12 protein-coding genes are annotated in these 13,093 nt (G+C 71.1%); 8 read left to right on the top strand and 4 right to left on the bottom strand.

Annotated elements, in window-relative coordinates:
* The first annotated feature begins 163 nt into the window (after positions 1–163).
* Positions 164–1,159, top strand: coding sequence for a lysylphosphatidylglycerol synthase transmembrane domain-containing protein (locus tag AB0N14_RS23145; RefSeq protein WP_366027600.1), 996 nt, complete (start codon positions 164–166; stop codon positions 1,157–1,159).
* Between the two features lie 111 nt (positions 1,160–1,270).
* Complete coding sequence (locus AB0N14_RS23140) at positions 1,271–2,080, top strand: ribonuclease BN (RefSeq protein WP_366027599.1); 810 nt, start codon at positions 1,271–1,273, stop codon at positions 2,078–2,080.
* 27 nt (positions 2,081–2,107) lie between these two features.
* On the opposite strand, the gene AB0N14_RS23135 is transcribed toward AB0N14_RS23140, so the two are convergent.
* Both AB0N14_RS23135 and AB0N14_RS23130 read right to left on the bottom strand, forming a co-directional pair.
* Complete coding sequence (locus AB0N14_RS23135) at positions 2,108–3,262, bottom strand: enolase C-terminal domain-like protein (RefSeq protein WP_366027598.1); 1,155 nt, start codon at positions 3,260–3,262, stop codon at positions 2,108–2,110.
* A complete protein-coding gene (locus AB0N14_RS23130; RefSeq protein WP_366027597.1) occupies positions 3,252–5,057 on the bottom strand; it encodes a thiamine pyrophosphate-requiring protein in 1,806 nt (601 codons plus the stop codon). Before AB0N14_RS23130 ends, AB0N14_RS23135 begins: the two co-directional genes overlap by 11 nt.
* A gap of 137 nt (positions 5,058–5,194) precedes the next feature.
* Between AB0N14_RS23130 and AB0N14_RS23125 the strand changes: the two genes are divergently transcribed.
* Positions 5,195–5,572, top strand: a complete 378-nt coding sequence (locus AB0N14_RS23125) for an SPW repeat protein (RefSeq protein WP_366027596.1) — start codon at positions 5,195–5,197, stop codon at positions 5,570–5,572.
* A 154-nt stretch (positions 5,573–5,726) separates the two neighbouring features.
* Here the strand turns inward: AB0N14_RS23125 and AB0N14_RS23120 are convergent, their stop codons facing one another.
* Complete coding sequence (locus AB0N14_RS23120; RefSeq protein ID WP_366027595.1) at positions 5,727–6,746, bottom strand: YhjD/YihY/BrkB family envelope integrity protein; 1,020 nt, start codon at positions 6,744–6,746, stop codon at positions 5,727–5,729.
* Positions 6,747–6,955: 209 nt separating this feature from the next.
* Between AB0N14_RS23120 and ctaD the strand changes: the two genes are divergently transcribed.
* The 3 genes from ctaD (at position 6,956) to AB0N14_RS23105 (ending at position 9,909) form a co-directional block, all read left to right on the top strand.
* A complete protein-coding gene (gene ctaD / locus AB0N14_RS23115; protein WP_366027594.1) occupies positions 6,956–8,668 on the top strand; it encodes a cytochrome c oxidase subunit I in 1,713 nt (570 codons plus the stop codon).
* Positions 8,665–9,036, top strand: coding sequence for a hypothetical protein (locus tag AB0N14_RS23110; protein ID WP_366027593.1), 372 nt, complete (start codon positions 8,665–8,667; stop codon positions 9,034–9,036). The genes ctaD and AB0N14_RS23110 overlap by 4 nt, the downstream gene beginning before the upstream one ends.
* 132 nt (positions 9,037–9,168) lie before the next feature.
* A complete protein-coding gene (locus AB0N14_RS23105) occupies positions 9,169–9,909 on the top strand; it encodes a DUF4142 domain-containing protein (protein ID WP_366027592.1) in 741 nt (246 codons plus the stop codon).
* A 77-nt stretch (positions 9,910–9,986) separates the two neighbouring features.
* Here the strand turns inward: AB0N14_RS23105 and AB0N14_RS23100 are convergent, their stop codons facing one another.
* A complete protein-coding gene (locus AB0N14_RS23100; protein WP_366027591.1) occupies positions 9,987–10,460 on the bottom strand; it encodes a MarR family transcriptional regulator in 474 nt (157 codons plus the stop codon).
* Positions 10,461–10,783: 323 nt separating this feature from the next.
* Here AB0N14_RS23100 and AB0N14_RS23095 point away from each other — a divergent pair, with 323 nt between their 5' ends.
* Positions 10,784–11,830, top strand: a complete 1,047-nt coding sequence (locus AB0N14_RS23095) for a 4Fe-4S dicluster domain-containing protein (protein ID WP_366027590.1) — start codon at positions 10,784–10,786, stop codon at positions 11,828–11,830.
* A 278-nt stretch (positions 11,831–12,108) separates the two neighbouring features.
* Positions 12,109–13,011 carry an NrfD/PsrC family molybdoenzyme membrane anchor subunit gene (gene nrfD, locus AB0N14_RS23090; protein ID WP_366027661.1) on the top strand — a complete coding sequence of 301 codons (903 nt, stop codon included), beginning with the start codon at positions 12,109–12,111 and terminating at the stop codon, positions 13,009–13,011.
* Positions 13,012–13,093: the final 82 nt, after the last annotated feature.

Below are 13,093 nucleotides of genomic sequence, written 5' to 3'. Positions count from 1 at the left end.
GTCGTCCTCCCGCCGAGGGCCGGTCGTCCTCCCGCCGACGGACCTTCGCCTCCCGGACACCGTGCCGTCACACCGGGCGGGAACGGTGCTCACGTCCCCCTGCCTCGCCTTGCGTCCGTCCGCCGCGTACCCGCGGGAGTGATGGGGAAGGACGATGTGCGCCGTGTCCCTGCTCCCGCTCGACAACCTCTCCCGACCGCTCCCCGCCCCCGTCCGCTCCCGTTCGTACGCGCGCCTGGCCCGCCGTGTGCTCGGCCTGGTCCCGCTCCTGCTCATCGGGGCGTGGGCGGTGGCCGACTGGCGTGCCGTGCGCGACGGTACGGCACGGTTGGCCTCCGCCGACCCCCGGTGGCTGCTGGCCGGGGTCTTCTTCACCTGCCTGGGCTGGGTGACCGCGGCGTGCGTCCGCCAGGGCGCCGTACCGGAGCGCCTTCCGCCGCTGCCGCTGCTCGCCTCCCAGTTCGCCGCCGGGGCGGCCAACCACGTGCTGCCGGCGAGCATCGGCGCCCATGCCGTCACCCTGCGGTTCCTGCAGGCCCGCGGCATCCCCCTGGCCCGGGCCACCGCCTCCCTCGCCCTGTACTCGCTGGTCAAACCGATCGCGAAAACGCTGGTGCTCGTGGCCTTCGTCCTGGCGTTCCCCAAGATGCTGAGGCTCGGCCGACTCGTCCCGGACGAGGGGACGTTGCTCCTGGTGGCCGGAGGGGCGGTCCTCGGTCTCGGCACGGCCGCCGTGCTCCTGACGGCCGTACGTCCGCTGCGCCGGGCGACGCTCGGCTTCGCCCGCACCGCCCTGACCGACGCGCGACTGCTGCACACGCGGCCCAGCCGGGTCCTCGCCCTGTGGGGCGGTTCGGCCGCCGCCCCGGTGCTCCAGGCGAGTGTGGTCGCCTCGGTCGGTGCGTCGCTCGCCCTGCCCTTGTCCTGGCCGCAGATGATCTTCGCGTTTCTCGCCGCGAGCACGGCGGCCGGGGCCGTCCCCGCGCCGGGCGGCATCGGCCCGGTCGACGCGGCGCTGGTGGTCACCCTGATCGCGTACGGCGCACCGGTGGAGCTGGCCACGGCCACCGTGATCGGCTACCGGGTCCTGACGGTCTGGCTGCCGCTGCTTCCGGGCGCCCTGGCCCTCGCGGCCCTGGTCCAGCGCAAGGTGCTGTGATCCGGCGGAATCCCGTGAGGTCACAGCGGATCCGCCCGCGCCGTCCCACGTTTGTCCCCCCGTCCTTCGATCACCCGTCATGCATCGGCGGGGCACCCAAGGAGCGGGAGGATGATCGCGGAGCAGGCCGTGAAACTGATCCGGCAGGCCGTGCACCACGTGTGGGACCGGCTGAAGACGTACGACCTGGTCCGGCGCGGCCGTGAACTGGAGCTGATGCACCGCGCCCTCGGCTTCGCCACTCTGGCCCTGGTGACGCTGGCGCCCCTGCTCATCGTGGTGGCGGCCGCCGACCCTCTGGCGCGCGGGGGCTTCACGACCTGGCTGGTCGACGGCATGGGGCTGTCCGGCCGGTCCGCGCACGTGGTCACCGACATCACCACCGCGCCCCGCAAGGTGATCAGCGCGACCAGTGTGTGGGGCGGGATTCTGCTCGCCGTGTTCGGGGTGTCCTTCGGCGCGAGCGTCCAGAACGGGTACGAGCGGATCTGGAACCTGCCTCCCGGCCCGTGGCACCGCATCTGGCGCCAGGCCACCTGGCTGATCGTGCTCACCGCCTACCTCTACCAGGAGGTGCAGACACGCCTGGCGTTGCACGGATGGCTGCGGGTCGTGGTGTCCCTGGCGACCGGCGTGCTGTTCTTCTGGTGGGGCCAGCGCTTCCTCCTGGGCGGTCAGGTGCGCTGGCGAGACCTGCTGCCGGGCGCGCTGGCCACCATCGTCGGGCTGATCGGTCTGCGGGTCTTCTCCTATCTCGTCTTCACGCCGCTCATCGTCAGCAACGCGGTCAGTTACGGACCGCTCGGCGTCGTCCTGGTACTGGAGTCCTGGCTGACCGGTGTCGGGTTCGTCGTCTTCGGCGGTGCGCTGTTCGGCCGCTGGTTCTGCGAACACCACTCGCGGCCGCGCGTCACGCACTGATCGGTCCGCCACCGTACCTGCCCCGGCTCAGCTCGGCCGCGCCCCGTACACGCGGTACGGCTCGGCGTCGGCCCACTTGACGTCCAGGCCGAGCCCCGGGCGTCCGGTGTCCGGTCGCAGGGCGCCGTCCGCGGGCGTCAGGGTGCCGTCGAACAGCAGGCTCTCGACCCGTACGTGGTCGTGGAAGTACTCCAGGTGCCGCAGCCGTCGTACGGCGCAGAAGGCGTGCGCGGACACCACCGGGGCACAGTGCGCCGACAGGTCGAGGTCATGGGCCGCCGAGAGGCCGGCCACCTCCAGGACGCCGGTGATGCCGCCGCAGCGGGTGACGTCCGCCTGGAGGCAGTCCACGGCGGGACACTCCACGAGGTTGACGAAGTCCCGCATCATGTAGGCGTACTCGCCCGCGGCGATCTCCAGTCGCTCCGGTCCGCGCTCGCGCAACAGGCGCAGTCCTTCCAGGTCGGCGGAGCTGACGGGTTCCTCGAACCAGCGCACGTCCCACTCGTCGTGGAAACGGCGCGCCCAGTAGAGCGCCTCCTTGCGGCCGAGCGCCCCGTTGGCGTCGGTGAACAGCTCCGGCTCGTCGCCGACCGCCTTGCGCACCGCGGTCAGCCGCAGCGGGTCGCGCTCCGGTGCCCGCGAGGTCTTCAGCTTGACGCGGGGGATGCCCTGATCCACCCATCCGGTGAGCTGGTCGGTGAGGCGGTCCAGCGAGTAGTTGGTGAAGCCGCCGCTGCCGTAGACGGGCACACGGTCGTGGTAGGCCGGGAGCAGCCGGACCAGGGGGAGCCCCAGCAGCCTCGCCTTGAGGTCCCACAGCGCCACGTCGACGGCGGACACCGCCATGGCTCCGACGCCCGGGCGCCCGGCGTTGCGGATCCGCACGCCCATCCGCTGCCACAGGGCCGGCGGCGAGGTCACGTCCTGGCCCTTGATCGCCGGCGCCAGCTTTGATTCGACGAACGAGGCGGCCGACACGTCACCGTAGGTGTACCCCAGCCCGGTCCGCCCGCCGGCGTGGACCCGGACCAGGACGACCGTGGTGGAGTCCCAGTCCAGCGTTCCGTCCTGCTCCTTGCCGTCCGGGCCGTCGGTGGGCACCTCGAAGGCGTGCACGTCGACCGCGTCGATGCGGCACTCGGCCGGCGCCGGGCCGTGGGTCTCGTGGTCAGTCCCCATGGTGGCGTCCGGGGAGGCGCTCGGCGTACTCGGCGAGCTTCTGGCGCACGCCCTTGGTGGCGATGCCCACCCTCTCGGGGTCGCGCACGACGGCCTTGGCGGCCTTCTTGCCCTGTTCGGTCATGATGTGCGGCGGGATCGGGGCGATCTCCCGGTCCACCTTGAACTCCAGCACCACCGGCCGGTCGCTGGCGAGCGCCTCGTCCCAGGCGGTGCCGACCTTCTTCGGCTTGTCGCAGTAGACGCCCTTCAGGCCGAGGAGTTCGGCGTACTTGGCGTACGGGACGTCGGGGATGTACTGGGAGCCCGGGAACTTGGGGTCCCCCGCCATGGCCCGCTGTTCCCAGGTGACCTGGTTGAGGTCCTGGTTGTTGAACACGCAGAAGACGAACGGCGCCGGTCCGGACAGCCGGTCCAGGTACCGCTTGACGGTGATCATCTCGTTCATGCCGTTCATCTGGAACGCGCCGTCGCCGACGAACGCGATCACCGGCCGGTCGGGATACGCGAACCGCGCGGCGATCGCGTACGGCGTCCCCGGACCCATCGTGGCCAGCGTGCCCGACAGGGAGGCCCGCATGCCCTCGCGCAGTTTCAGATGGCGCGCCCACCAGTTCGTTCCCGAACCCGAGTCGGCCGTCAGGATCGCGCCGTCGGGCAGCCGGGGGGACAGCTCGGCCGCGACGGCCTGGGGGTTGATCTTCCCGCCGAAGTGCTGGTCGGACCACTTCTCGCAGACCGCGTTCCACTCGGCGACGTCCTTCTCGATGTTCTTCCGCCAGCTGCGGTCCTCCTTGCGCCTGAGCAGCGGCAGGAGGGCCTTGAGCGTCTCCTTGGAGTCCCCGACGAGATGGGCCTCCATGGGATAGCGGATGCCGATCATCCGCCCGTCGATGTCGATCTCGACGCCGCGGGCCTGGCCCTCGTCGGGCAGCCATTCGGCATACGGGAAGCTGGTGCCGACCATCAGCAGGGTGTCGCAGCCCTTGATCATGTTGTCGCTGGCCTTGCTGCCGAGCAGGCCGATGGGGCCGGTGACGAACGGCAGGTCGTCCGGCAGCACTTCGCGACCCAGCAGTGCCTTGGCGACCCCGGCGCCCAGCAGTTCGGCCGTCTCGACGACCTCGCTCTCGGCGTGGGCCGCACCCTGGCCGATGATCATGGCGACCTTGCTGCCGGAGTTCAGCACGTCGGCCGCCTTGCGCAGTTCGCCCTCGTCGGGCAGCACCCGGGGGCGGCTCCAGCCCACGCTGGAGAAGACGGCGCCGTGCGTCTTGGGCGGCGAGGGCTGGGCGTCCGCCTCCTGCACGTCCTCGGGAATGATGATCGTGGCGACGCCTCGGGTGGTCAGCGCGGTTTTGAACGCCCGGTCGATGACGTGCCGCGCCTGCCCCGGGTGCACCACCATCTGACAGAACTCGGAGACGTCCGCGAACAGTTGCTCGAGGGCGATCTCCTGCTGGTAGTGCGAGCCGAGACAGAGCCGCTTCTGCTGGCCCACCACCGCCACCACGGGCTGGTGGTCCAGCTTGGCGTCGTACAGCCCGTTGAGCAGGTGCACCGCGCCGGGGCCGGAGGTGGCCGTGCAGCAGCCGACCTCGCCGGTGAACTTCGCATGGGCGCACGCCATGAAGGCGGCCATCTCCTCGTGCCGGACCTGGACGAACTCCGGGTGCCCCGCGGCCCGGTCGAAGGCACCGAGCAGTCCGTTGATCCCGTCACCCGGATAGCCGAAGACCCTTTCGACACCCCACTCGCGCAGGCGCTGCAACACGAAATCGGCCACCAACGTCATGTCTGCTCCCTCGCCACGCACCTCTGCCGCCACGATGAGTGACCCTCTCGGGCGACGCGTAAACGGCACGGGCGACGCGGCCACCCTCACGTCGTAGGCGCCACAATCCCGGGAATCACCCACAGGAGGCGGCAGCAATGGCGCAGCACACCACCGGGATGACCACGCATCCCGACCTCGCGGTAATGCGGGAACGGCTGGAACGCAGGGCCTCCAGCGGGTCGGCCATCGCCCTCGCGGGACGGGTACTGCTGGCGGGCCTCCACGCGGCGATCCCGCCCTGGGTCGTGCACTTCTCGGCGGGAGCCCCGTTCATCACGGTCAACAACCTGATCGTCGGCGCCACCGTCGCCCTGATCGGGTTCTGCGCGGCCCTGGCTCCGGACCGGATGCTCCACCTGGCGTGGGTGGTCGCCCCGCTCGGCGTGTGGCTCGTCATCTCCCCCTGGGTGGTCACCGCCACGCACGGCGCGCGGCCGGCATCGTCTGGAACAACTGCCGGGTCGGCGCGGTGACGGCGGTTCCGGGGCCGGCGGCCATGGGCCTGACCATCGGCGTCACCGCCGCACCCCTCGCCGAGATACCCCTCGCTGAGACAAGCGGTGCATCTCATCGCGGCGTGTCGCGTCGCGGATACGACACGCCGCCCTGCCTGCCGCCGCCCGCCGGTCAGCCGGCTGTCTCGGGAGGGTCGTCGGAGTCGGAGGGCGGGCGCGGGGGCGGACCGAAGCGGACTCTGATCTTCTCGAAGCCCTTGAAGGCCTCGGTGGCCGCGTACGACTGGTAGGCCCGCCGGTCGGCCGGAGTGAGCTGCACCCGGTCGGTGAACGGGGTCAGCAGGCTGCGCGGCCACAGCCGCATGATCCGGACCACGCTGACCTCGGCCGTCATGAGGAAGATCAGGGCCCCGAGGTAGAGCCAGGCCAGCAGACCGAGGACGATGCCGAACAGGCCGTAGGTGGCCGTGGCGCCGCGCAGCACCTTGCTGACGTAGTAAGAGCCGCCCCACTGCAGCAGCTGCCAGGCGAAGGCGCCGCCGAGGACGGCGCCGAACAGACGGCGCAGCGGCAGCCGGCGTCGGATCAGCGTCCGGTAGACGAGCAGCAGCAGAGCCGCGTTGAGGACGATGGCCACGGCTGCGGCGGCGACCCTGACGCCAGTCTCCAGCCGGGCCCCGAACACGCTCGCCCGCGACTCCGCCACGGACAGCCCCGTGGTCAGGAGCAGCCCGAGCGCGAGGATCGACAGGAACAGCAGGCCCCTCAGCCGTGACCGGAACGGATCGGGGCGCGCGTGCCGTGGCACGGCCCAGATCTTGTTCAGCGCGTGCTGCGCGGCCTGGGCCACGCCCAGGGCGCCGTAGAGGCTGCCCACCACACCCACCACGAGGGCGACGCCGCTGCCGTGGAAGGAGTGGATGTTCTCGCCGAGCTGGTCGCCGATGACGGGGAACTCGCCGAGCGCGGAGTTCAGCACGCGTTCCCGCAACTGGGGGTTGCCGCTGAGCAGCGTGCCGAGGACGGAGACGAGGATCAGCAGCAGCGGGAACAGCGACAGGAACGAGTAGTAGGTGAGGACCGCGGCGAGATAGGTCGCCTGGTCGTCGTAGAACTTGTACAGCACGGCGAGCGGCAGCCCCGCCCAGCGGTGGCGCCGCTGGTACGCGTCCACGCGGGCCACGACTCCCATGGTCTGCCTCGTGCGCTCCGCCGGGCACCCGCCGGCACCTCACGTCGTACTGCTCGTGAGGATAGGTCAGGTGGCATGCACCCGCCACTGGGGGGTGTCCGACACGACGAGCCATTCAGCCGCATGCGCGTGCGCAGCAAGCGCCGTTACGGGATCTTTGACCGCGTAATTTCTATTCGCGGCTTTTTCCCGTATCTGGAGTTGTTGCGATGACCGCACAGACGGAGCCGGCCACACTCGTACCGGTCGAGGGGCGTCGCCACCCGGGGCGCGTGGTGGTGTCCTGGCTGACGACGACGGATCACAAGAAGATCGGGCATCTGTATCTGATCACGTCGTTCGCCTTCTTCATGATCGCCGGGGCGATGGCGCTGCTGATCCGGGCGGAGCTGGCGCGCCCGGGTCTGCAGATCGTCTCCAAGGAGCAGTACAACCAGCTGTTCACGATGCACGGCACGATCATGCTGCTGCTGTTCGCCACCCCGACCTTCGCCGGCTTCGCCAACGCGGTCATGCCGCTGCAGATCGGCTCGCCCGACGTGGCCTTCCCGCGGCTGAACATGCTGTCGTACTGGCTGTTCCTGTTCGGCGCGCTGATCGTGCTGAGCAGCTTCCTCACCCCCGACGGGGCGGCGGACTTCGGCTGGACGGCCTACACCCCGCTCAGCGGCCCCGAACGCACCGTCCAGCTCGGCGCCGACCTGTGGATCATGGGGCTGGCACTGGCGGGGTTCGGGACCATCCTGGGTGCGGTCAACTTCCTCACCACGATCGTGTGCATGCGCGCTCCCGGCATGACGATGTTCCGGATGCCGATCTTCACCTGGAACGTGCTGCTGACCTCGGTCCTGGTCCTGTTCGCCTTCCCCGTGCTGGCCGCCGCCCTCTTCGCGTTGGAAGCCGACCGCCGCTTCGGCGCCCATGTCTTCGATCCGGCCAACGGCGGGTCGATCCTGTGGCAGCACCTGTTCTGGTTCTTCGGGCACCCTGAGGTCTACATCCTCGCCCTGCCGTTCTTCGGCGTGATCACCGAGATCATCCCCGTCTTCGCCCGCAAACCGATCTTCGGCTACATGGGCCTGGTCGGTGCGACGATCTCGATCGCCGGCCTCTCGGTCACGGTGTGGGCCCACCACATGTTCGCCACCCAGGCCGTGCTGCTGCCGTTCTTCTCCCTGCTGACCTACCTCATCGCCGTGCCGACCGGCGTGAAGTTCTTCAACTGGATCGGCACCATTTGGAAGGGCTCGCTGTCCTTCGAGCCGCCGATGCTGTGGGCGGCCGGCTTCCTCGTCACCTTCCTCTTCGGCGGGCTGACCGGCGTGATTCTGGGCTCGCCGCCACTCGACTGGGAAGTCACCGACAGCTACTTCGTGATCGCGCACTTCCACTACGTGCTCTTCGGCACCATCGTGTTCGCGATGTTCGGCGGATTCAGCTTCTGGTGGCCGAAGATGACCGGCACCATGCTCAACCACCGCCTGGAGTACATCCACTTCTGGACGCTGTTCGTCGGCTTCCACACCACGTTCCTGGTCCAGCACTGGCTCGGCGCCGAGGGCATGCCCCGCCGCTACGCCGACTACCTGGCCGCCGACGGCTTCACCTGGCTGAACACCGTCTCCAGCATCGGCGCCTTCCTGTTGGGCATGTCCACCCTGCCGTTCCTGTACAACGTGTGGAGGACCGCGCAGTACGGCGAGCGCGTCCAGGTCGACGACCCCTGGGGTTACGGCCGCTCGCTGGAGTGGGCGACCTCCTGCCCACCGCCGCGCCACAACTTCACCACCCTGCCCCGGATCCGCTCCGAGTCCCCCGCCTTCGACCTGCACCACCCCGACCTGGCCGAGGTCGACTACGCGACCTACACCGGCAAGCGCGACGTCATCGAGGCACCGGGACACCAGGAACCCCCGCGGTGAGCGCCGCACCGGACGACAGGACACCGCACGCCGAGGGCCCCGCGCTCGCCGCCGAAGTCGAGGGTTACCTGCTCGCCCACGCCGAGTACGACAGGGCGCACCGCGAAGCCGAGGCCCTGTGCGCCCGGCTCCCCTGGCTGACGACCGCACAGGCCGAGGAGCTGGTACGCCACTACGTCAGCCAGCGTCTCGACATCACCCGTCAGACACTGGCCGCCATCGCCCGGCGCGCCCGGCAACTGCGGGACGAGTACGAGGCCCGGTACGCCGCACTGCGGCGCGCTCTGTTCAAGGCCCACGCGGCGTGCGCCTGCGCGCTCCTGGGCATCACAGGCCTGATCACGGCCCTGTGCCCCCTGACACGGTGAGCACACCTCCCGCACACCTCCCCCTGTGACGCACGACACAGGGGGCTGGACAAGTTTTTCCCAAAGCAATGATCGACGCGGCTGGCGCCTACGTACCTCCTGCTGTACAAGCCGCTCGTGCATGGAGGCAGCATGCCCATATCCCGCAACATCGCAGGAACCCTCTTCGTGGCCGGGGCGCTGGGCCTGACCCTCACCGCCCTCGCCTACCCCGCCATGCTCGGCGTCCAGACCACGTCCAGCTCTCCGGACCGGGTCATCGCCAACACCCGGTACGGCCCGCTGACCGAGGCCGACCGCGACTTCGTCGTCAAGGTGCGTTCCGCGGGGCTGTGGGAGTACCCCCTGGGCGAGATCTCGCTGAAGAAGGGCTCGTCGCCGGAGATGCGGGAAGCCGGCAAGCACCTCATCGTCGGGCACGCCGGACTCGACGAGATGTGCCGCAAGATCGCCCCGGAGCTGGGCATCATCCTGCCCAACCGGGCGACACCGCAACAGCAGCGGTTCGTGGCGACCGCGGACGCGGCCAACGGCAGGGAGTTCGACTCCACCGCCGCGAACATCATGCGTGTGACCCACGGCCAGATCTTCCCGGTGATCGCCAAGATCCGTGCCACCACCAAGAACACGCTGGTGCGTCAGCTCGCCGACCTGGCCAACGACACCGTCCTGGACCACCTGACCATGATGGAGAAGACGGGGACGGTCAACTTCGACCAGGCCAACTTTCAGCAGACCACCCCGCCCAAGCTCCCCAAGGACCAGCTCACCCCGCCGGCACCCCAGCCCGGAGAGCCGATGGTCGTCCTCACTCCGCGCCCGGACCTGAACATCAACACGGCCTCCCCCGCGCCCAGTCCGTCGGCCAACTGACGCCCGCCCGCGCGGTGGGAGGGACGGCGGCGGGGGTGGTCGTGCCGTCAGGCGAGCGGGTGCGGCTCCGGCTCGCCCTACGCGGGTGCCGGCCGCTCTCCGCCCGCCTCGTTGAAGGCGGCGAGGGCCTCGACGAGCGCCGCCCGCCGCTCCGGCGCGAGCCGTTCGACGATCGCGGCGATCTCGGCACGGCGTCGTGCGGTGACGTCCTCCACCGTCCGCCGGCCCTCCTCGGTGAGTCCCAGCAGGGTCTCGCGACGGTCGGCGGGGTTGGTCTGCCGGTCGGCCGGCCCGGCCGCGATGAGCCGGTCGACCATCCGCATGGCGGTCGAGGGGGCCACCTGCAGCAGGTCGGCCAGGGTGACCAGCTTGGTGGGCCCCCGGGTGGACAGCACGACCAGCATCCGGAACTGCGGGAGCGTCACCGGCTCCTCGACCTGCGCGAGGGAACGGGCGGCGATTCCCACCAGCAGCCGGGACGCGGTCATGACGGCCCGGGTCACCGCATCGACGTCGTCCACGGCCCGCGCGGGGCTCTCACGCTCCGGCATACGTCCTCCTACCGCGCGGCGCTCCCGGCTCTCGCGAACCCCCACTCGCCGGCCGGTGGACGCCGTCCACGGCGGCTCGTCGATGGACCGAACGGTCGGGCTGCCGAACTGCCGCCTCCGGCACAAAATCCCCCGAGGGTGTTTCCGGCGAGCGCACCCGGGGGACTCGTGCCAGGCTCGAAAGGCGAGTGAGCGCCGAACTCGACGGGTGCCGATGACGACTGGGCGAGGCCCTGTCGTCACATTCCCGTCGTCCGTCCGCAGGGCGGCCAGGCGTCGCACCGCAGGCGGGGATGTGACGAGAGGGTCCAGGAGGTCGGGGCATGACGCGTGGCAGCGCCGCGGAGGCCGGCGGGGCAGGCGAGGAGGCCGTGCGCGCCAACCTGCTCTTCGGTCCGCAACCCGACGTGGCGAAGGCGGCCGGGTACACCGACACCCCGCCGCGCATGGGTTTCTTCACGGACACCTCCGTGTGCATCGGCTGCAAGGCGTGCGAGGTGGCCTGCAAGGAGTGGAACTCCGTACCCGAGGACGGCCTGGAACTGACCGGCATGTCCTACGACAACACCCAGGGGCTGGGCGCGGACACCTGGCGGCACGTTGCGTTCATCGAGCAGCGCAAACCGCTCGGCGGTCAGGAGCCCGGTGCCGGCCACCGGGACGTCGACGTCTTCGACGCCGCCCGGAGCCTCGGCACCTCCGCCTCCTCCCCGGGCCCGGGAGCCACCGCGCCCACGCCCGGCTCCGCACCCGCCGGCGCACCGGCCGGGGAGATCTCGCCGGTGTCCCCGGACGGACGCACCGAACTCCGGTGGCTGATGGCCTCGGACGTCTGCAAACACTGCACGCACGCTGCCTGTCTCGACGTGTGTCCGACCGGCTCGCTGTTCCGGACGGAGTTCGGCACGGTGGTGGTCCAGGAGGACATCTGCAACGGCTGCGGGTACTGCGTGCCCGCCTGCCCGTACGGCGTCATCGACCAGCGTCCCCGCGACGGGCGGGTGTGGAAGTGCACCCTGTGCTACGACCGGCTCGGCGTCGGGATGGAACCGGCGTGCGCCAAGTCCTGCCCCACCGACTCCATCCAGTTCGGCCCGCTCGACGAACTGCGCGAACGCGCCGCCGCCCGGGTCGCCCAACTCCAGGCCGCCGGGGTCACCGATGCCCGCCTGTACGGCGAGAACCCCGAGGACGGTGTCGGCGGCGACGGCGCGTTCTTCCTGCTGCTGGACGAGCCGGAGGTCTACGGTCTGCCGCCCGACCCGGTCGTCACCACCCGGGACCTGCCCTCGATGTGGCGGCACGCGGCGGCGGCCGCCGCATCGCTCGCGGCGCTGGCCGCCGTCAGCTTCGCCAGGAGGCCGCGATGACCGGATCGGACGTCACCCGCGACGGTGTCGAGGGCTCCGAACAAAATGGGAATCCGATCAGCTCGCGGCGTCTGGTGCGTGCGATCGCAAGGCGCCGGAAGGCCCTCGTAGCGGCGCTACGTGGGCCTTTCGGCAACGCGGCGAGCGTGCGGGCCAGACGCCGCGAGCCGGGCGCCCATGTTGTTCGGGGCTCTGAGGGGGCCCGCCCCGGACGCGAGGCTCTCACCGGCGCGCACACCGGACGCCGTCGGCGGCGCCGCGGACGCGGCGAGCGGTCCATGGTGCCCGAGGCGCAGTTCTCCTCGTACTACGGCAAGCCGATCCTGAACAAGCCGGTCTGGAAACCCCTCGACATCGCGGGCTACCTCTACCTCGGCGGCCTCGCGGGCGCGTCGTCGCTGCTGGCCGCCGGGGGCCAGGCCACCGGGCGGCCGGTGCTCGCCCGTACCGCGAAGCTGGGCGCCGCGGGCGCGATCTCGCTGTCGTTGGCCGCGCTCGTGCACGACCTGGGGCGCCCGGCCCGCTTCATCAACATGCTCCGCGTCCTCAAGCCGACCTCACCGATGAGCGTCGGCTCCTGGCTGCTCGCCGGTTACGCGCCGCTGACGCTGGCCGCCGCGGCCACCGACGTCGCGGGCCGCTACCGCATGGCCGGGGCCGCCGCCACGGCGGGCGCGGCCGTCCTGGGACCGGCGGTCGCCACCTACACCGCCGTCCTGATCTCCGACACGGCGGTGCCCACCTGGCACGAGGGCTACCGCGAGATGCCGTTCGTGTTCGCGGGATCCGCCGCGAGCGCGGCGGCCGGACTTGGCCTGGTCGGCGCCCCGGGGGCGCAGGCGGGACCCGCGCACCGTATGGCGGTGCTGGGTGCCGCCCTGGAGCTCGGCGCCTTCCGGCTGATGAAGCGGCGCACGGGCCTGGCGGCGGAGCCGTACGAGCAGGGCAGGCCCCGAACGCTGCTGCGCGCCGCGGAGGCGCTCACGGCGGGCGGCGCGGCGCTGGCGGCCCTCGCGGGCCGGCGTCCGGACCGCCGTCTGTCGGCGACGGCGGGCGCGGCACTGCTGGCCGGCTCGGCGGCCCTGCGGTTCGCCGTGTTCCACGCCGGGGTGGTGTCCGCCGAGGACCCCAAGTACACGGTCGTACCGCAGCGGGAACGGCTGGACGCCCGCGATCACTGACGGTCCGGCACCCCGGCAGGGCGGCCGTTTCGTCGGCCGCGCGGGGGGTACCCAGGACCAGCCGGGCCGGAAGGAGATGGAT

The sequence above is a fragment of the Streptomyces sp. NPDC051104 genome (assembly GCF_040682835.1).
In the GTDB taxonomy this organism is placed as follows: Bacteria; Actinomycetota; Actinomycetes; order Streptomycetales; family Streptomycetaceae; genus Streptomyces; species Streptomyces cynarae.
The sequence above is the reverse complement of the archived record's forward strand: the minus strand, read 5'-3'. Positions and strand labels throughout refer to the sequence as shown.

Coding starts and splice junctions, on each gene's coding strand:
- AB0N14_RS23120 (WP_366027595.1), bottom strand. CDS start 6,746: ATGGGAGTCGTGGCCCGCGTGGACGCGTACCAGCGGCGCCACCGCTGG.
- AB0N14_RS23125 (WP_366027596.1), top strand. CDS start 5,195: ATGGCGCAGCACACCACCGGGATGACCACGCATCCCGACCTCGCGGTA.
- AB0N14_RS23095 (WP_366027590.1), top strand. CDS start 10,784: ATGACGCGTGGCAGCGCCGCGGAGGCCGGCGGGGCAGGCGAGGAGGCC.
- ctaD (WP_366027594.1), top strand. CDS start 6,956: ATGACCGCACAGACGGAGCCGGCCACACTCGTACCGGTCGAGGGGCGT.
- AB0N14_RS23105 (WP_366027592.1), top strand. CDS start 9,169: ATGCCCATATCCCGCAACATCGCAGGAACCCTCTTCGTGGCCGGGGCG.
- AB0N14_RS23100 (WP_366027591.1), bottom strand. CDS start 10,460: ATGCCGGAGCGTGAGAGCCCCGCGCGGGCCGTGGACGACGTCGATGCG.
- AB0N14_RS23130 (WP_366027597.1), bottom strand. CDS start 5,057: ATGACGTTGGTGGCCGATTTCGTGTTGCAGCGCCTGCGCGAGTGGGGT.
- AB0N14_RS23140 (WP_366027599.1), top strand. CDS start 1,271: ATGATCGCGGAGCAGGCCGTGAAACTGATCCGGCAGGCCGTGCACCAC.
- AB0N14_RS23135 (WP_366027598.1), bottom strand. CDS start 3,262: ATGGGGACTGACCACGAGACCCACGGCCCGGCGCCGGCCGAGTGCCGC.
- nrfD (WP_366027661.1), top strand. CDS start 12,109: ATGGTGCCCGAGGCGCAGTTCTCCTCGTACTACGGCAAGCCGATCCTG.